This is a genomic window from Pseudaminobacter soli (ex Li et al. 2025), from assembly GCF_003012705.1.
GTDB classification, from domain to species: Bacteria; Pseudomonadota; Alphaproteobacteria; order Rhizobiales; family Rhizobiaceae; genus Pseudaminobacter; species Pseudaminobacter soli.
Genome location: NZ_PXYL01000006.1, coordinates 57,857 through 75,349, shown reverse-complemented (window position 1 = coordinate 75,349; position 17,493 = coordinate 57,857). Strand labels below are relative to the sequence as shown.

The 17,493-nt window shown below is 64.9% G+C and carries 15 protein-coding genes; 7 read left to right on the top strand and 8 right to left on the bottom strand.

Annotated elements, in window-relative coordinates:
* Position 1: 1 nt before the first annotated feature.
* From C7I85_RS13650 to C7I85_RS13620, 7 genes are all read right to left on the bottom strand, one after another.
* Positions 2–817 (bottom strand): ABC transporter permease, encoded by an 816-nt coding sequence (locus C7I85_RS13650; protein ID WP_106724550.1) that lies wholly within the window; start codon positions 815–817, stop codon positions 2–4.
* The gene (locus C7I85_RS13645; protein ID WP_106724549.1) at positions 807–1,772 is read right to left on the bottom strand and encodes an ABC transporter permease; all 966 of its coding nucleotides are present in this window, start codon (positions 1,770–1,772) and stop codon (positions 807–809) included. The genes C7I85_RS13650 and C7I85_RS13645 overlap by 11 nt, the downstream gene beginning before the upstream one ends.
* A complete protein-coding gene (locus C7I85_RS13640; RefSeq protein WP_106724548.1) occupies positions 1,772–2,764 on the bottom strand; it encodes an ABC transporter ATP-binding protein in 993 nt (330 codons plus the stop codon). Before C7I85_RS13640 ends, C7I85_RS13645 begins: the two co-directional genes overlap by 1 nt.
* Positions 2,765–2,992: 228 nt before the next feature.
* On the bottom strand, positions 2,993–4,150 hold the full coding sequence (locus C7I85_RS13635) for an ABC transporter substrate-binding protein (RefSeq protein ID WP_106724547.1): 1,158 nt from the start codon (positions 4,148–4,150) through the stop codon (positions 2,993–2,995).
* 158 nt (positions 4,151–4,308) lie between these two features.
* Complete coding sequence (locus tag C7I85_RS13630) at positions 4,309–5,220, bottom strand: LysR substrate-binding domain-containing protein (RefSeq protein ID WP_106724546.1); 912 nt, start codon at positions 5,218–5,220, stop codon at positions 4,309–4,311.
* A 106-nt stretch (positions 5,221–5,326) separates the two neighbouring features.
* Entirely contained in the window at positions 5,327–5,947 is a 621-nt protein-coding gene (locus C7I85_RS13625) for a DedA family protein (RefSeq protein WP_106724545.1), read from the bottom strand.
* A complete protein-coding gene (locus tag C7I85_RS13620; RefSeq protein WP_106724544.1) occupies positions 5,944–6,543 on the bottom strand; it encodes a class I SAM-dependent methyltransferase in 600 nt (199 codons plus the stop codon). Before C7I85_RS13620 ends, C7I85_RS13625 begins: the two co-directional genes overlap by 4 nt.
* A 202-nt stretch (positions 6,544–6,745) precedes the next feature.
* Between C7I85_RS13620 and C7I85_RS13615 the strand changes: the two genes are divergently transcribed.
* A complete protein-coding gene (locus C7I85_RS13615) occupies positions 6,746–7,426 on the top strand; it encodes a response regulator transcription factor (protein WP_106724543.1) in 681 nt (226 codons plus the stop codon).
* Between the two features lie 65 nt (positions 7,427–7,491).
* Positions 7,492–8,784 carry a sensor histidine kinase gene (locus C7I85_RS13610; protein ID WP_428832859.1) on the top strand — a complete coding sequence of 431 codons (1,293 nt, stop codon included), beginning with the start codon at positions 7,492–7,494 and terminating at the stop codon, positions 8,782–8,784.
* Here C7I85_RS13610 and C7I85_RS13605 read toward each other — a convergent pair.
* A complete protein-coding gene (locus C7I85_RS13605) occupies positions 8,781–9,548 on the bottom strand; it encodes a DeoR/GlpR family DNA-binding transcription regulator (RefSeq protein WP_106724541.1) in 768 nt (255 codons plus the stop codon). The two genes, C7I85_RS13610 and C7I85_RS13605, sit on opposite strands and share 4 nt — an antisense overlap.
* A 256-nt stretch (positions 9,549–9,804) precedes the next feature.
* Between C7I85_RS13605 and C7I85_RS13600 the strand changes: the two genes are divergently transcribed.
* The 5 genes from C7I85_RS13600 (at position 9,805) to C7I85_RS13580 (ending at position 17,493) form a co-directional block, all read left to right on the top strand.
* Positions 9,805–10,791 carry an ABC transporter substrate-binding protein gene (locus C7I85_RS13600; RefSeq protein WP_245444933.1) on the top strand — a complete coding sequence of 329 codons (987 nt, stop codon included), beginning with the start codon at positions 9,805–9,807 and terminating at the stop codon, positions 10,789–10,791.
* 84 nt (positions 10,792–10,875) lie between these two features.
* The gene (locus tag C7I85_RS13595) at positions 10,876–11,901 is read left to right on the top strand and encodes a quaternary amine ABC transporter ATP-binding protein (RefSeq protein ID WP_106724540.1); all 1,026 of its coding nucleotides are present in this window, start codon (positions 10,876–10,878) and stop codon (positions 11,899–11,901) included.
* Positions 11,902–12,120: 219 nt separating this feature from the next.
* Entirely contained in the window at positions 12,121–14,154 is a 2,034-nt protein-coding gene (locus tag C7I85_RS13590) for an ABC transporter permease (protein ID WP_106724539.1), read from the top strand.
* 10 nt (positions 14,155–14,164) lie between these two features.
* On the top strand, positions 14,165–15,055 hold the full coding sequence (locus C7I85_RS13585) for a phosphotransferase family protein (protein ID WP_106724538.1): 891 nt from the start codon (positions 14,165–14,167) through the stop codon (positions 15,053–15,055).
* Positions 15,052–17,493: a GcvT family protein gene (locus C7I85_RS13580; RefSeq protein ID WP_106724537.1), complete on the top strand. Its 2,442-nt coding sequence runs from the start codon at positions 15,052–15,054 to the stop codon at positions 17,491–17,493. Before C7I85_RS13585 ends, C7I85_RS13580 begins: the two co-directional genes overlap by 4 nt.

Genomic DNA, 17,493 nt, shown 5'->3' with positions numbered 1-17,493 from the left:
TCTATTTGCCGCTGCCGGCGACCTGGTCGCCTTCGCGGGTCAGGTAATAGGCGGCGAGGATGGGCAGGAACGTCACCAGCACCACCACCATGGCCACCACATTGGTGACCGGGCGCTGACGCGGCCGCACCAGTTCCTCCAGCATCCAGATCGGCAGCGTCTGCTGCTGGCCGGCGGTGAAGGTGGTGACGATCACCTCGTCGAAGGACAGCGCAAAGGCCAGCATGCCGCCGGCAAGCAGTGCGGTGCCGATATTGGGCAGGATCACGTGCCGGAAGGTCTGGAAACCGTCGGCGCCGAGGTCCATCGACGCCTCGACCAGCGAACCGGAGGTGCGGCGGAAGCGCGCCACCGCGTTGTTGTAGACCACCACCACGCAGAAGGTGGCGTGACCGAGGATGATCGTCCAGAACGAGAACGGGATGTCCGCCAGGTTGAAGGCCGAGCGCAGCGCGATACCGGTGATGATGCCGGGCAGCGCGATCGGCAGGATGACCAGCAGCGACACCACCTCGCGGCCGAAGAATTTCGTGCCGCTGACGGCGGCGGCGCAGAGCGTGCCGAGCACCAGCGCGATCGTCGTCGATACCACCGCGACCTTGACCGACAGGCCCAGCGCCGTCCAGACGTCGGGCCGGTTCCAGGTGACGCTCAGCCAGTCGAGCGTGAAGCCGGGCGGCGGCCACTGGTAGGACTTTTCCTCCGTCGTGAAGGCGTAGACGAAGATCAGCAGGATCGGCAGATGCAGGAACAGAAGGCCTGCAGCGGCTGCGAGCTTGACGCCCAAGGGCGCGGACTGGTTGCGATCAGAGCGCATCGAAAGCTCCCATGCGCTTGGCGCCCCACAGGTAGAAACCCATGATGACGACGGGGACGACGGTGAAGGCGGCGGCCAGCGGAATGTTGCCGGCGGTGCCCTGCTGGGCGTAGACGGCCTGGCCGATGAACAGGCGCGAGGTGCCGATGATCTGGGGGATGATGTAGTCGCCCAGCGTCAGCGAGAAGGTGAAGATGGAGCCGGCGACGATGCCCGGCAGGGCCAGCGGGAACAACACGTTGCGGAACGTCTGCCCGGGCGACGCGCCAAGGTCGGACGAGGCTTCCACCAGATTGCCCGGCACGCGCTCGAGTGCGGCCTGGATCGGCAGGATCATGTAGGGCAGCCAGACATAGACGAAGACGATGAAGGTGCCGGTGAAGGACACCGACAGCGAGTTGCCGCCGACATAGGGCAGCGACAGCCAGGCATCGAGCAGCCAGCCGAGATGCAGCTTGTCGAGGAACCAGGTGAGGATGCCTTCCTTGGCGAGGATCAGCTTCCAGGCATAGATCTTGACAAGATAGCTCGACCACAGCGGCAGCATGATGCCGAGATAGAACAGCGCCTTCCATTTGCCACGCGCAAAGCGGGCCGCGTAATAGGCGATGGGGAAGGCCACGACCGCCGAGGCGAGCGTGACGCTGGCGGCCATGACCACCGTGCGGATGATGATGTCGAGATTGGCGGCCTGGAAGAGGTCGCCATAGGTCTTCAGCGTGAACTGCCTGTTGATGAGGCCGGAGAACTCGTCGATCGAAAAGAAGCTCTGCAGCAGCAGCGCAAACAGCGAACCCAGATAGACGATGCCGAGCCAGAGCAACGGCGGCAGCAGCATCAGGAAGAGAAGTACCTTGGGCCTGCGCCAGAAGGTATCGGACAGCGCACCGGCAATGCCGCCGCGGCTGGGCAGAATGGCTGGCGCGTGCGCGGGAATGACGGCCGAGGCGCTCATCACGCTTCTTCCATCAGATGCAGGTCGGCGGGCGACCACGACAGGCGCGTTTCGGCGCCATCGTCCGGCAGCGGCAGGCCGGCGGGCACAACTGCATGCAGGCGCACGCCCTCGGCCTCGACGGTGACGCGGTTGGTGGCGCCGAGGAAGCTGCGCGCCCGAACCGTGCCGGAAACGCCAGCGCCATTGGCTTCGCCGAGCCTGATCTTTTCAGGCCTGAGGCTCGCCCAGCGGCGCGCGCCGCCGTGCCGAGCGACGAATTCGGGGGGCAGCACGTTGGAGGAGCCGACGAAATCCGCCACGAAGCGCGACTGCGGCCGCTCATAGATGTCCTGCGGAGCGCCGACCTGCATGATGCGGCCATCGTTGAACACGGCCACGCGGTCGGCCATGGAGAGCGCTTCGCCCTGGTCGTGGGTGACGAAGACGAAGGTGATGCCCAGCGCACGCTGCAGGAGTTTTAGCTCCTCCTGCATGTTCTCGCGCAGCTTGAGATCGAGCGCGCCAAGCGGTTCGTCGAGCAGCAGCACGCGGGGCTTGTTGACCAGCGCGCGGGCGAGCGCGACACGCTGGCGCTGACCGCCGGAAAGCTGGCCAGGCTTGCGGGCGCCATAGCCGGGAAGCTGCACCAGCTTGAGAGCCTCTTCCGCCTGCCGGCCGCGCTCGGCGCGGGAAACGCCCTTGACCATCAGCCCGTAGGCGACATTGTCGAGCACGTTGAGATGCGGAAACAGCGCGTAATCCTGGAACACGGTGTTGACGTTGCGGCGATAGGGCGGAACGCCCTCGGCGCGCTCGCCGAAGATCGAAATGCTGCCGCCGGTCGGCTGCTCGAAGCCGGCTATGAGGCGCAGGCAGGTGGTCTTGCCCGAACCCGACGGGCCGAGCATGGCGAAGAATTCGCCCGGCCTGATGTCGAGATCGACCGCATCGACCGCGCGCACGGCGCCGAAGTGGCGGGAGACATTTTCGAAGGAAACGGCTGAGGTCATGCGGGTCTAGCTTTCTTGATGCACAAGCCCCCTCACTCGGCCACCGCAATGCGGCCACCTCTCCCCTGTGGGGGAAAGGAGGGAGCGTGGTAACGCGGGCGCCCACCTCCCCCTTATGGGGAGGTCACGCTAAAGGCGCGGGTGGGGGTAAAGTTGAAATGCAGGTGCGAAAGCACCCCCACCCCGACGCTGAGCGTCGACCCTCCCCACAAGGGAGGGTAAGTGGTCTTACCGACCGCCGATCACGGCGATGTAGTCGGAGACCCAGCGGTAGTAAGGCACGCACTCGCTCTGGCTCGCGCACTTGCTGACCGGCGTGCGCCAGAACTTGATCTTGTCGAAGTCCTCGAAGCCGTTGGTCTTGCAGCCCTCTTCGCCGAGCAGCTCATTGCCCTTACAGGCGGCCGGCACGGCGGGGTTGGAGCCGAACCAGGCGGCGAGATCGCCCTGCAGCTTGGGCTCCAGCGAATGCTCCAGCCACATATAGGCGCAGTTCGGATGGGCGGCTTCGACATGCATCATGGTGGTGTCGGCCCAGCCGGTGGCGCCCTCTTCCGGAATGGTCGAGGCGATCGGCTGCTTCTCGGACTTCAGCAGGTTGACCTGGAACGGCCACGAGCCGGAGGCAACAACGCCCTCATTCTTGAAGTCGTCGACCTGGATCATGGCGTCGTGCCAGTAGCGGCCGACGAGCGTGCGCTGCACGCGCAGCAGGTCGAGCGCTGCCTTGTACTGGTCCTCGTTCAGCTCATAGGGATCCTTGATGCCGAGTTCGGGCTTGTGCGCCATCAGATAGTTGGAGGCATCGGCGATGTGGATCGGGCCGTCATAGGCCTGGATGCGGCCCTTGTTGGGCTTGCCGTCCGGGAAATCCATCGGCTCGAACACGATGTTCCAGCTCTTGGGCGCTTCCTTGAAGACATTGGTGTTGTACATCAGAACGTTCGGGCCCCACTGGTAGGGCACGCCGTAGTGAACCTTGTCGACGGTGAACCAGGGCGCGTTCTGCAGGCGCTCGTCGACGGTCTTCCAGCTCGGGATGAGATCGGTGTTGATCGGCTGAACGCGCTTGCCGGCAACCAGGCGCAGCGAGGCGTCGCCCGAGGCGGTGACGAGGTCGAAGCCGCCTTCGTTCATCAGCGCGACCATTTCATCGGAGGTGGCGGCCGTCTTGACGTTGACCTTGCAGCCCGTCTGCTTCTCGAAGCTTGTAACCCAGTCGTAGGCCTTGTCGCTCTCGCCACGCTCGATATAGCCCGGCCAAGCGACGATGTTGACCTGACCTTCGCCCTTGCCGAGTTCCTTCAGCATCTCCTGGGTCATGGCCTGGCCCGAGAGGCCCAGCGCCAGAGTCATGGCCGTACACGTCTTCAAAAAGGATTTCATGGCTTCTCTCCCATTGTCAGGGGCCGCTCTGGACGGCGGCGTCGATCCCCTGAAACAGAAGGTGATCCGAAATCGGAGCATTCGCAAACGGATTTATCAGAAAGGCGGTATCGGTTTTTCCGATATCGCTCGTGAGGTAGCGGCCAAACGCTGTCTACCTATGGTCGCTGCCGGCTCTGACGCTGCAACTGCGCAACGCCGATGAAATCGCGCGCCGCCTGCGGCAGGCTGGAGCCGCGCCGCCACACCATGCCCACCTGCACCGCCGGCAGCGAGCCGGAAATGTCGCGCGATTCGATGCGGTCGCCTTCCAGCGACCATGGGCGGTAGACAAGATCGGGCAGCAGCGTGACCCCTGCCCCGGTGGCGACCAGACTGCGCACCGCTTCCACCGAGCGGGTGCGGAAGGCGACATGCGGGCGCGCGCCGAAGGCGGAGAGCAGCTTGCCGGTGTTCTCCTCGATTTCGTCCACCGTCAGCATGATCAGCGGTTCGGCGGCGATGTCGTTGATGCCGATGATGTCGGCGTCGACCAGCGGATGGCCGAGCGGCAGCCACAGCCGGTAGGGCGAAACTTCGAGGATTTCGGCCTGCAGCGCCATGCGGTCGCGCAGGTTGGAAATGATCATGACCGCGACGTCGAGCTCGCCGCCGATCAGCAGATGCTCGAGATAGTCGCCATTGTCCTCGATGGCCGAGACCTCGATTGCCGGGAAAGCGCGGCGATAGCGGGCGAGCAGGTCGGACAGCACATAGCCGGCGACCAGCGAGGTGACGCCGAGCTGCAGGCGCCCGCCGACCTTTTCCTGCTTTTCGGAGAAGGTGCGCCGGGCGTCCGAGACATTGGCGAGGATCTTGGTGGCGTGGCGCAGGAACTGGTGGCCCTTGTGGGTGATTGAGAGCCCGCGCGGATGACGCTCGAACAGTTCCACGCCAAGGTCTCGTTCCAGATCCTTGATCGCCTCGGTGACCGCCGATTGCGAGATGGAAAGGTTCTGCGCGGCGCCGGAGACAGTGCCCTGCTCGGCCACCGCGACGAAGAACTGCAACTGCCTGATCGTGAATGCCATGCCGCGACTAAACACGGGCGCATGGCGCTTGGGAAGGGGCTGCTCTATCCGTTTTCTTAGCCGCATTTGTGCGACGCCAGACGATTCCGTCTGGCTGCAAAATGCTCTAGCGAACACCCAGCTCTTGTTCGCCGTGGCGCCTGCGCGCTTTCCATCTGACTGCCAGCATGCAGCCGCCTTCGATGAGAAGCACGACCATGATGACCCGGAAGCCGAGGTCGGCCGGGTTCTGGCCGGTGTCACGGATCAGGTAGCCGAGGCCAATGAAGATGGCGTTATAGACCATGCAGCCGAGAAAAGTGGCAGTGGCAAAGGGCAGCGCCGCCAGCCGGAAGGCGCCTGCCGGGAGGGCAAGATAGATGCGCACCACCGGCACGAGTTGCGCCGTCAGCGCTGTCGAAAAATTGTTGCGGCCATAGGCGCTCGCCAGCCGCCGGTAGGTTTCGGGCCGCAGGAACACATATTTTCCAAAACGCTCGACCAGCATCGTCGCGCGGACCGGGCCGAACAGCCGGCCGGCCCCGTACCACAGCATCGAGCCAAGCGTGGAGGCGGTTGTGGTCACCAGGAGCAGGATCGGCAGCGCATGGCCGTTTGCTGCGGCGGCCATGCCGAGGAACATCAGCACCACATAGGAGGGCGCGATCGGCAGCAGCTTCTCGGCGAGCGCCACGCAGGCGATACCGGCAAGCCCCAGATCGAGCACGGCAAGGATCGTGTCGGTCATCCGAAGCGCCAGTCGTAGCGGGTGATCGAATTGATCCTCTCGACCCGGTAGACCGTCGCAGGGGGAAGGTTCCGGAAAGTGTGGCCGACGCGGGCAGCCCGCAGATCGAGCCGGTCGAGCAGACTCTGGTCGATCGAGCAGCGGGTACCATAAGTGAACAAATAGAGGGCAGCACCCGGCCGCATCACGCTGAACACGCCTTCGAGGATCGCCAGGGTCTTGCGCGGCGGTATGTTGAGGAAGGGCAGTCCACTGACGGTGGCACCTACGATCGGCTCGGCGAAAACCCGCTTATCGCGCAGGTCCGCGGCGTCCATCTGCAGCACGCGTGCGGCGGGAAAGCGCTGCTTGAGCAGTTGAGCAAAATCGGCGCCGGATTCGATCAGCGTCAGGTCATTTTCCATCACGCCGCGCGAAAGCAAGGCGCGGGTGAATGGGCCAGTGCCCGGCCCCAGTTCCAGCACCGGCCCCGTGTCGGCGCCGATCTCGCGCGTCATCAGCTCGGCCAGCTTGCTGCTGGAAGGCACTACGGAAGCCACGCGCATCGGCGCGGCCGCCCATGCGAAAAGAAATTGAAGAGTATCGCTTGCAGGCATTCAGACCTCCGTCATGTTGCTGGCGAATCGTTCATCAGCTTCGATGGACGTCTTTTGCGGGCGCTGCATTGCAGCTGCATTGCGCAGTTTCGCAGCTCAAAAAAGCTTTGAACCAGCAGTCACCTTCCCGTTCCAACTTCGCAATGTTTCTGCAATGTTGGCATCGTAACCGGGTTGCTTGCGACTCTGACAAGGTTATTGCATGCGCATATTGCTGGTCGAGGACGAACCGGAAATGGTGTCGGCACTGCGCGCCGCGCTGAAGCGGCACGACATGGTCGTCGACCATGCCGCCTCGCTTGGCGAGGCGGACGATTTCGCGCTTGAGGAAAACTACGACGCCATCCTGCTCGACCGCCAATTGCCGGACGGCGACGGCCTTTCGCTGGTGCGCCGGCTAAGGACGCGGAAGGATGGTACGCCGGTGCTGGTGCTGACCGCGCGCGGCGACATTCCCGACCGCGTCGCGGGGCTCGACAGCGGCGCCGACGACTATCTGGCAAAGCCCTTCGCCTTCGAGGAACTGCTGGCGCGGCTGCGCGCGCTGCTCAGGCGGCCGAGCGCCGTGCAGGCGCAGACGATACGCGCCGGGCATCTGGCCTTCGACGTGGGCCACCGCGAGGCGACCATTCGCGGCGAGCCGCTGGCGCTGCCGCGCCGCGAGCTGCTGGTGCTGGAGGCCTTGATGCGGCGCACAGGGCGCATGGTGCAGCGCGCCGTGCTGATGGAAGCAGTCTTCGGCCTCGACGACGAGATCCAGTCCAACGCGCTCGACACGCATGTCTCGCGCCTGCGCAAAAAACTTGCCGATGCCGAGGGCGGGGTGACGATCAACGGCATCCGCGGCGTGGGCTACCTGTTGCGCGAGACGGCAAACCCGTGATCCGCGGCAAACCCAGATCGCTGAAATGGCGCCTCGTCTTCCGCATCGCAGTGCTCCAGGGGATCATGCTGACCCTGCTCATCGTGCTGATATTTGCCGTCATGCTGGGCACCGGCGTGATCCCGCACCAATATGAAGGCGGCACCATGGATGTGCTGGCCGACGCTGTGACGCGCGACGCCGCCGGCGGACTTGAACTGAAGGAAACGCCAGCGCTTGCCAAGCTGCGGGCAAACGTGCCGGACCTCTGGTTCATCATCCGGGACAAGGAAGGCCACCGGCTGGAGGAAGGCACCGTGCCTGCCGAGTTCCAGCCCTTTGCGGAGCGGCTGGACAATATCAGCGACGCCCGCTTCGATCGCGAAATCGGAGAGGCCGAGCCGCCCGACGTGAGGGTGCGGTGGACCGATACGGGTGCCGGCAATGTACAGATCATGAGCGGCACGAAGGGCGAGCTTTCGCTCCTTCGCATTCTCATGCAGGCGCCAAACTTCTTCGTGCAGGCCATCCTGCCCCTCAGCGGCCTCATGGCGCTGTCGACGCTTTTCGTGACGCCGTGGGTGGTGCACGGCGCGCTTCGCGGACTGGGACATGCGGCGGCGGCGGCCGAGCGCATCGACATCGACCAGCGCGGCCTGCAATTGCCGGCCGACAAGGTGCCCCGCGAAATCCTGCCGCTGGTGAAGGCGGTCAACGACGCGCTGGGCCGCCTCGACCGTGGCTATGAGCGGCACAAGCGCTTCCTGACCGACGCTGCCCACGAGCTGCGCACGCCGATCGCCATCCTCGCAACGCGCATCGCGGCACTGCCGCCCTCGCCCGAGCGGGCGCGCCTGCTGCAGGACACGGCGCGGCTTTCGACGCTGACCGACCAGCTTCTCGACCTGCAGCGCCTAGACCGCCAGAGGGAGACATTTGGCCCGATCGACCTGGTCGATGTCGCCCGCACGGTGGTGGTCGACCTTGCGCCCATCGCCTTTGCAGCCGGCTACGAGATGGACTTCGAAGCTGAGGCGACGTCCATCCTAGTATCGGGCGACCGCACGGCCATCGAACGCGCGGTGATGAACCTCATCCAGAACGCCATCGAACATGGCGGCAATACCGGCAAGATCAGCGTGGGCGTATCGGCCCCGGCGCTGATCGAGGTGGCGGACGAAGGAAATGGCGTGCCGCAGGAAGAGCGCGAGCGCATCTTCGAACCGTTCCATCGCCTGCGCCCGCGGAGCCACGGCGCTGGCCTCGGCCTCAATCTGGTGCGCGAGATCATGCAACTGCATGGCGGCCATATCGAAGTGGTCGACGATGTCGCAAAGGGCGCCTGCTTCCGCATGGCGTTCAGGCCATTGGCCGCCTAGTTCGCCTCAGCCACTGTCAGCCGCGTACCGGCGGCGGCAAGGGCCGCGGCAATGTCGGGTGGCGGCGTCCGGTCGGTGACCAGCTCGCCGAAACCGCCGAAGCCGCACACCTGCACCAGCCCCTGGCGGCCGAATTTGGTGTGGTCGGTGACCACCAGCGAGCGCGTGCCGCGCGACAGCACCATGCGCGCGAATTCCGCCTCTTCGAGATCGTAGTCCATGACGCCAGCAACGGCATCGAGCGCGCCGATGGAGATGATGGCATGGTTGACACTGAAGCGGCTGACGAACTCGATGGCCGAGATGCCGAAGGCCGCGCCTGAATCGCTGCGAAGCTCGCCGCCGGCCATGTAGACGCGGTTGCCGTTGACTGTCGCCAGGGTGCGGGCGATGTCGGATGAATTGGTCACCACCGTCAGCCGGCGATGGCCGAGGAGTTCGCGCGCGAGGTAGCTGGTGGTCGTGCCGGTGTCGAGCATGACCGACTCGCCGTCCTGAATGGTGGTGGCGACCAGGCGGGCAATCGCTCGCTTGGCCTCGCTGTTTTCGCGCATGCGCCGCTCGAAGGGCGCCTCGCCCACGATCGCCGGCAAGCCGATGGCGCCGTGCATCTTCATGACCGTGCCATCGCTGGTCAGCGGCTTCACGTCACGGCGCACAGTCTCAAGCGACACGCCCAGCCGGTCGGCCAGGTCGGCAATGCTGATCGTGCCTTCGTCCTGCACGATGCGCAGGATTTCCGCGTGCCGTTTGGAGTGGTTCATGATGCGCGCTGCTGCTCTGCCGAAAACCTATCCTTCATGACCGTTTCTTAGGCAATTGTGACAACGATCGCAACGAATACGGCGCCATTCGGTCACAAAATCACAAAATACCACAAAACAGCGTTGACAACCCGCTTTCCCCTGCGTGAGATTGCCAGCGGGAACAGCACCGGGCCGATTGGCGTCACAAGACGCGCCAGCGCAGCTCCGGGGCACACAATGACAAGAAGAATGACGACAACGAGGAGGTTTCGACATGCATTCGCGCAGTCGTTTCAACAGCCGCATGGCCAGGTCCGTGTTCAGCGTACTGGCCGTGTCGGCAGCCATGTTTCTGTCCTCCGGACCGCAGGCTCGCGCCGAGGATTCCACCGACCCGATCAAGCTGACTTTGCATGACTGGACCGGCCAGCTCATCACCACCCACATCATGGGCGAGGTGCTGAAGAAAGCCGGCTACAGCGTCGACTACGTGCAGGCCGACTATCTGGCGCAGTTCGCCGGGCTGGAGACGGGCGACCTGGATGTCGCCATGGAGATGTGGGAGACGACCGGGCGGGACGCCATGGACGCCGCCGTCGCCACCGGCAAGGTCGAGAACCTCGGCGAGAACGGCATGCAGGCCATCGAGGAGTGGTGGTATCCCGACTACATGACCGAGAAGTGCCCCGGCCTGCCCAATTGGGAAGCGCTGAAGGACCCTAAATGCGCCGAGGCCTTCGCCACCGCCGAGACCTATCCCAAGGGCCGCTATCTCGGCGGACCGGTGACCTGGGGCGGCTTCGACGACGAACGCGTCGAGGCGCTGGGCCTGCCCTTCGAGGTGGTGCATGCCGGCACCGATGCAGCGCTCTTTGCCGAACTCGAATCCGCCTATGAGCGCAAGGCACCGATCCTGCTCTGGATCTATGCCCCGCACTGGGCGCCCGTGAAGTTCAAGGGCCACTGGATCGAGTTCCCGAAATACGAGAAGGCCTGCTACACCGACCCTTCCTGGGGCATCAATCCGGACGCGCTCTATGACTGCGCCAAGCCGCGCGGGCCGATCTGGAAGGTCGGCTGGTCGGGCGTGAAGGACAAATGGCCGGGCGCCTACAAGGCGATCAAGGCCTTCAGGCTCGACAACGACGAAATGGGCCAGTTGATCGTCAAGGCCGATCTCGAAGGCCAGAAGGTGGACGACGTGGTGGCCGAATGGATGGCGGCCAACGAAGCCCGCTGGTCCGAGTGGATCAAGAAATAGCCGCTGACCGGCTCTCGCCCGCCGCCGCGCTGCGGCGGGCCTCCTCCCCCCAGTGCCTGAAACGACTTTGCGACCGGACGGACCATGCCTTCACCGGAACCGAAACTTATTTGCTGCAACGTGTCGAAGATATTCGGCAGCGGCGCCCGGGAATTCATGGCCTCGGCGAAGGCCGACATCTCGGCCGAAGCGCTCGCCAGCGCCGGGCTTGTCGGCGCGGTGCGCAACGTGGACCTCGAGGTCCGTTCCGGCGAGATCTTCGTCATCATGGGCCTGTCCGGCTCCGGCAAGTCGACGCTGGTGCGCTGCCTGTCGCGGCTGATCGAGCCGACCGCCGGCGAAATCCTGTTCAACGGCGAGAACCTTTTGGCGGCGAGCGACAGCCGCATGATCGAGATTCGCCGCCACCAGATGGGCATGGTGTTCCAGAATTTCGCGCTGCTGCCGCATCTGACGGTTCTGGCCAATGTCGCCTTCCCGCTCGAGGTGCAGGGCATCGACAGGTCGACACGCGAGGCGCGTGCGCGAAAAATGATCGAACTGGTCGGCCTGTCGGGCAAGGAGAACGCCTTCCCGCGCGAGCTTTCCGGCGGCCAGCAGCAACGTGTCGGCATCGCCCGCTCGCTGGCGGTGGAGCCGGAACTCTGGTTCCTCGACGAGCCCTTCTCGGCGCTCGACCCGCTGATCCGCCGCGAGATGCAGGACGAGTTCATGCGCCTGCAGTCGGTGCTGAAGAAGACCATCGTCTTCATCACCCATGATTTCGACGAGGCGATAAGGCTCGCCGACCGCATCGCCATCATGAAGGACGGGGCGGTCGTGCAGGCCGGCACGCCGGAAGACATCGTGCTCAACCCGGCCACGGCCTATGTCGCCGAATTCACGCGCAATGTGCCGAAGGCCAAGGTGGTGCGGGTGGCCTCCATCATGCGCCAGGCCAATGGCGCCATGCCGAACGGGGCCGCAACCGTGCAGGCGCACGCGACGGTCTCCGAGGCAGCGCCGGTCTTCGGCGACAACAGCGAGCATCTTGGCGTGGTCGACGGCGACAGCCAGCCAGTCGGCGTGCTGCACCGCGCCGACGTGGTCGACCTGATGATGCGGGGGTGAGATGGCGATGTCGTCGCGCTTCAGCACCCCCCTCTGTCCTGCCGGACATCTCCCCCACAAGGGGGGAGATTGGCTGTCGCGTCGACCTTCGCCAACCGCCGACATAGTAGGTAGAAAGCAGGGCCTGAAGCTGCTGATCTCCCCCCTTGTGGGGGAGATGTCCGGCAGGACAGAGGGGGGTATTTCACATGCAGTACGCGAATTCAGTGAGGCAACTCGATGAGCGCGCGATCTCATTTCCAACCTCTGGCGCCGGCTCGGGAGGGGTCCCCATCGCGCGGTAACAGCGCATCGCTCATCGCCTGGGGTGTGGCGATCGCCGCGTTCCTCCTGCTGTGGCGGTTCGGCGCCGAGGCGCTCAAATGGACTTTCGATTATCCCAAGAGCTGGCAGATTCCGCTCGCGCGCTGGATCGGCGATGCCATGAAATGGCTGGTGAACCAGGCAAGCTTCGGTCTTTTCACCTTCACCGACCTCACGCGCTTCATCGCCAGCATCATCGACCTGCCCTACAAGCTGGCGCTCAGCCTGCTTTCGACCGGCTTCCTGTCGGGCCAGGGCTCGAGCGCGGTGCAGATCCTGCCGCCGCTCTCCTGGATCGCGGTGATCGCCATCGTCACCATGATGGGCCTTCATGCCGGCGGACGGCGGCTGGCGCTGATCGTCGGGCTCTGCTTCGGCTTCCTGGCCGTGTTCGGCCAGTGGCAGAGCGCGATGGTGACGCTGGCTTCGATCCTGGTGGCGGTGCCGCTGAGCGTGGTCGCGGGGCTTTTGCTCGGCATTGCCGCTTATCGCTGGCCGCGCTTCGAAAAGGCGCTGACGCCGGTGCTCGACCTGATGCAGACCATTCCGGTTTTCGCCTATCTGGTGCCGATCCTGTTCCTGTTCGGCTTCGGGCCCACGGCGGCCGTGGTGGCGACGCTGATCTACGCCATGCCGCCGATGACGCGCATCTCCACGCTTTCGCTGCACTCGGTGCCGTCCGAGATCCACGACCTCGGCAAGATGATCGGCTGCACGCGCCGGCAGATGACCTGGCGGGTGCTGGTGCCGTCGGCCAAGGACAGCCTGATGGTGGGCGTCAACCAGGTGATCATGCTGTCGCTCAACATGGTCATCATCGCCTCGATGATTGGCGCCGGCGGGCTCGGCTTCGACGTGCTGGCGGCACTTCGTCGGCTCGACATCGGTGCGGGACTGGAATCGGGCCTTGCCATAGTTGCGCTGGCGGTGGCGCTGGACCGGCTGAGCCAGGCCTATGCCGAGCGCGCTGGAGCGCCCGGCACGACGGGTATCGTGGGCGGCAGCTTCGTGGCGCGAAATCCTTATACGCTGGCGGCGCTGGCGATCGTGCTTCTCACGGGCCTCGCCGGGCTCGCTTTGCCCTTCGTGCAGACCTATCCCGAAAGCCTGCGGCTCTCTACCGGCTCGTTCTGGTCGAATGTCGTGGCATGGATCAACGTCAACTTCTTCGACACGTTCGAGGCGATCAAGAACGCGGTGCTGCTCAATGTGCTGGTGCCGTTCAAGCGTTTCCTGGGCGGCCTGCCCTGGCTGGGCGTGACCGGCCTTCTGGCCTTTGCCGGCTACCGGCTCGGCGGCATCCGGCTGGCATTGGTAGTCAGTATCCTCGCCTTCCTGATTGCCGCCACCGGCCAGTGGGAGAAGGCGACCATCACCGTCTATCTCTGCGGCATCTCGGTGATGCTCGCCATGCTGATCGGCATTCCCATCGGCATACTGGCGGCCGAGCGGGAGCGCCTGTGGAGCTGGGTGCGCGTCATCATCGACACGCTGCAGACGCTGCCCTCCTTCGTCTATCTGATGCCGGCGGTGATGCTGTTTCGTGTCGGCGACTTCACCGCCATGATCGCCGTCGTCGCCTATTCGATCGTCCCGGCGATCCGCTACACGGTGCACGGCCTGACCAAGGTCGACCCGCGGCTGATCGAGGCCGGCCGCGCCATGGGCTGCACGCCCTGGCAGATCCTGACCAAGATCAAACTCAAGCTGGCGCTGCCGGAGATCATGCTGGGGCTAAACCAGACAATCATGTTCGCGCTGTCGATGCTGGTGATCACCGCACTCGTCGGCACCCGCGACCTCGGCCAGGAGGTCTACATCGCGCTGACCAAGGCCGACACCGGCCGCGGGCTGGTGGCCGGGCTGGCGGTCGCCTTCATCGCCATCATCGCCGACCGGCTGATCTCGGCGGGTGCTGCGCGCACCAAGGCTAGGCTGGGGCTCGCATGAGGGGGAAACCGTGAGGACCAACGATCTTCGCATTCGCACCCTGCCGATCTGGAGCGGCGGCGTCAGCATCGAGCCGCTGCGCGGCGGCATCAGCAACGAGAGCTATCTCGTCACCGACGCCAAGGGCCGGCACGTGGTGCGCTTCGGCAAGGACTATCCGTTCCATCATGTCTATCGCGAGCGCGAGATCATGACCGCGCGCGCCGCCCACGCCGCCGGATTTGCGCCTGCGCTGGAATATGCCGAGCCGGGGCTGATGGTCTCGGCCTTCATCGACGCACGAACCTATGGTCCCGAGGACGTGCGCAAGAACCGCAACCGCCTCGCTCGGCTGATGCGCCGCTTCCACGAGGAGATGCCGCGCCATGTTTCGGGCGCCGGCTTCATGTTCTGGGTGTTCCACGTCATCCGCGACTATGCCCGCACCCTGGATGCAGGCGGCAGCCGCATGGCGTCCGCGTTGCCCGGCTATCTTGCGCTGGCCGACGAACTGGAGCGCGCGCAAGTGGCGCTGCCGGTTGTGTTCGGTCACAACGACCTGTTGCCGGCAAATTTCCTCGACGATGGCGAAAAACTCTGGCTCATCGATTTCGAGTATGCCGGTTTTTCCACCGCGATGTTCGACCTGGCGGGCGTCGCCTCCAATGCGGGGATGACCCAGGCAGAGGCCGAGGAGTTGCTGGCGACCTATCTCGGCCGCGAGCCGGACCTTGCCACCAGGCGCGCGCACGCGGCCATGCAATGCGCCTCGCTGCTGCGCGAGGCGATGTGGAGCATGGTCTCCGAACTCCACCTCTCCGCCCCCGGCGTCGACTACGTCGCCTACACCGCTGACAACCTGGCACGGCTCGACGCCGCGCTCGACCATTACCGCTCGACCTATGGAAAGACCGCATCATGACCTTGCCATCCCACGCTGAGATCGTCGTCATCGGCGGCGGCATCATAGGCTGCTCGACCGCCTATCACCTGGCGCGCGACCACAAGGCCGATGTGGTGCTGCTGGAACAGGGCCGGCTCACCTCGGGCTCGACCTGGCATGCGGCGGGGCTCGTCGGTCAGCTCCGTTCCTCGGCCTCGATCACGCGGGTGCTGAAATATTCGGTCGACCTCTACAAGCGGCTCGACGCCGAGACCGGCCTTGCCACCGGCTGGAAGATGACCGGCTGCCTGAGGCTCGCCACCAACCAGGACCGCTGGACCGAATACCGCCGGCTCGCCACCACGGCGAAAAGCTTCGGCATGGAGATGCACCTGATCTCGCCGGAAGAGGTCAAGCGCATGTGGCCGCTGATGGAGGTGGACGACCTCGTCGGCGCAAGCTGGCTGCCCACTGACGGCCAGGCCAGCCCCTCCGACATCACCCAGTCGCTGGCCAAGGGCGCGCGCATGCATGGCGCAAAGCTGTTCGAGGAGGTGCGCGTCACCGGCTTCGAGATGAAGGACGGCCGCATCACCGCTGTGAAGACCAACAAGGGCGACATCGCCTGCGAGAAGGTGGTGAACTGCGCCGGCCAATGGGCGCGGCAGGTGGGCGCGATGGCCGGCATCAATGTGCCGCTGCAGCCGGTGAAGCACCAGTACATCATTACCGAGAAGATCGCGGGGCTGGCCACCGACGCGCCGACCATCCGCGACCCCGACCGCCGCACCTATTTCAAGGAGGAAGTGGGCGGCCTAGTGATGGGCGGCTATGAGCCGAACCCGCAGGCCTGGACGACCGGCGACGTACCGAACGACTGGGAATTCCGCCTGTTCGACGACGATTTCGACCATTTCGAGCAGCACATGGTGCAGGCCATCGAGCGCATTCCCGCGCTGGGGCAGGTTGGCGTCAAGCAGATGATCAACGGCCCCGAGAGCTTTACGCCCGACGGCAATTTCGTCCTCGGCCTCGCGCCGGAGTGCCAAAACATGTTCGTCGGTGCGGGCTTCAATGCCTTCGGCATCGCGTCTGGCGGCGGCGCGGGCTGGGTGCTGGCGCAGTGGGTGGTCGACGGCGAGGCGCCGCTGGACCTCTGGGTTGTCGACATCCGCCGCTTCTCCGACCTGCACCGCGACCGGCAATGGGTGTGCGACCGCACGCTGGAAGCCTATGGCAAGCACTACACGATCGGCTTCCCGCATGAGGAATATGAGAGCGGCCGGCCGCGCATCGTCTCCCCGCTCTATGAACGGCTGAAGGCGCATCGCGCAGTGTTCGGCTCCAAGCTCGGCTGGGAGCGGCCCAACTGGTTCGCGCCAGAGGGCATGGAGGCGAAAGACGTCTATTCGATGGGCAGGCAAAACTGGTTCGGCCCGGTGGGCGAGGAGCACGCCCACGTGCGCGAAGCGGTCGGCATCTTCGACCAATCGTCCTTTGCCAAATACGAGATGACCGGACCCGACGCGCTGAAGGCGCTCGACTGTATCTGCGCCAACGACGTCAACAAGCCGGTGGGAAGGCTGACCTACACCCAGCTTCTCAACACGCGCGGCGGCATCGAAGCCGACCTCACCGTGGCGCGGTTGGCGGACGAAAAATTCTACATCGTCACCGGCACCGGCTTCCGCACGCATGACCTTGCCTGGATCCGCGACCATATCGGCGAAGAACTCGACGCGACGCTTACCGACGTGACCGAGGATTTCGGCACGCTGTCGCTGATGGGACCGCACGCGAGGAGCGTGCTTTCGGCGGTGACGGATGCAGATGTTTCAAACGCCGCCTTCCCCTTCGGCCATGCGCGCGAAATCACGATAGCAGGGCATAAGGTGCGGGCGCTGCGCGTGACCTATGTCGGCGAGCTCGGTTGGGAGCTGCATGTACCGATCGAGGCCACCGGCGAGATTTTCGACGCGCTGATGGCGGCAGGCAAGCCGTACGGCATCCGCCCGGTCGGCTACCGTGCGCTGGAATCGCTGCGGCTGGAAAAGGGCTATCGCGCCTGGGGCTCGGACATCACGCCCAACGACACGCCGCAGGAAGCGGGCCTCGGTTGGGCGGTGAAACTGCGCAAGAACACCGACTTCCTCGGCCGGCGCGCGCTGGAAGAACTGAACGGCGCCACACCGAAGAAGCGCTTTGCCGGCTTTACGGTGAACGATCCGGAGATCGTGCTGGTCGGGCGCGAAACCATCCTGCGCGACGGCGAGCCAGTCGGCTATCTCACCAGCGGCGGCTATGGCTACACGCTCGGCAAGCCTGTGGGCTATGGCTATGTCCGCAACGCCGACGGCGTCTCCGACGAGTTTTTGACCTCGGGCGAGTACGAGCTGGTGGTGGCCATGCAGCGGACCCCCGCAAAAATCCATCTCGAGCCGCTTTACGACCCCACCAATGCGAAGGTGAAGGCTTAG

Bases quoted from the DNA above. Each gene is read 5' to 3' on its own strand.
- C7I85_RS13590 (WP_106724539.1), top strand. From the start codon at position 12,121: ATGAGCGCGCGATCTCATTTCCAACCTCTGGCGCCGGCTCGGGAGGGG.
- C7I85_RS13600 (WP_245444933.1), top strand. From the start codon at position 9,805: ATGCATTCGCGCAGTCGTTTCAACAGCCGCATGGCCAGGTCCGTGTTC.
- C7I85_RS13635 (WP_106724547.1), bottom strand. From the start codon at position 4,150: ATGAAATCCTTTTTGAAGACGTGTACGGCCATGACTCTGGCGCTGGGC.
- C7I85_RS13630 (WP_106724546.1), bottom strand. From the start codon at position 5,220: ATGGCATTCACGATCAGGCAGTTGCAGTTCTTCGTCGCGGTGGCCGAG.
- C7I85_RS13615 (WP_106724543.1), top strand. From the start codon at position 6,746: ATGCGCATATTGCTGGTCGAGGACGAACCGGAAATGGTGTCGGCACTG.
- C7I85_RS13650 (WP_106724550.1), bottom strand. From the start codon at position 817: ATGCGCTCTGATCGCAACCAGTCCGCGCCCTTGGGCGTCAAGCTCGCA.
- C7I85_RS13620 (WP_106724544.1), bottom strand. From the start codon at position 6,543: ATGCCTGCAAGCGATACTCTTCAATTTCTTTTCGCATGGGCGGCCGCG.
- C7I85_RS13640 (WP_106724548.1), bottom strand. From the start codon at position 2,764: ATGACCTCAGCCGTTTCCTTCGAAAATGTCTCCCGCCACTTCGGCGCC.
- C7I85_RS13580 (WP_106724537.1), top strand. From the start codon at position 15,052: ATGACCTTGCCATCCCACGCTGAGATCGTCGTCATCGGCGGCGGCATC.
- C7I85_RS13605 (WP_106724541.1), bottom strand. From the start codon at position 9,548: ATGAACCACTCCAAACGGCACGCGGAAATCCTGCGCATCGTGCAGGAC.
- C7I85_RS13645 (WP_106724549.1), bottom strand. From the start codon at position 1,772: ATGAGCGCCTCGGCCGTCATTCCCGCGCACGCGCCAGCCATTCTGCCC.
- C7I85_RS13610 (WP_428832859.1), top strand. From the start codon at position 7,492: ATGCTGACCCTGCTCATCGTGCTGATATTTGCCGTCATGCTGGGCACC.
- C7I85_RS13625 (WP_106724545.1), bottom strand. From the start codon at position 5,947: ATGACCGACACGATCCTTGCCGTGCTCGATCTGGGGCTTGCCGGTATC.
- C7I85_RS13595 (WP_106724540.1), top strand. From the start codon at position 10,876: ATGCCTTCACCGGAACCGAAACTTATTTGCTGCAACGTGTCGAAGATA.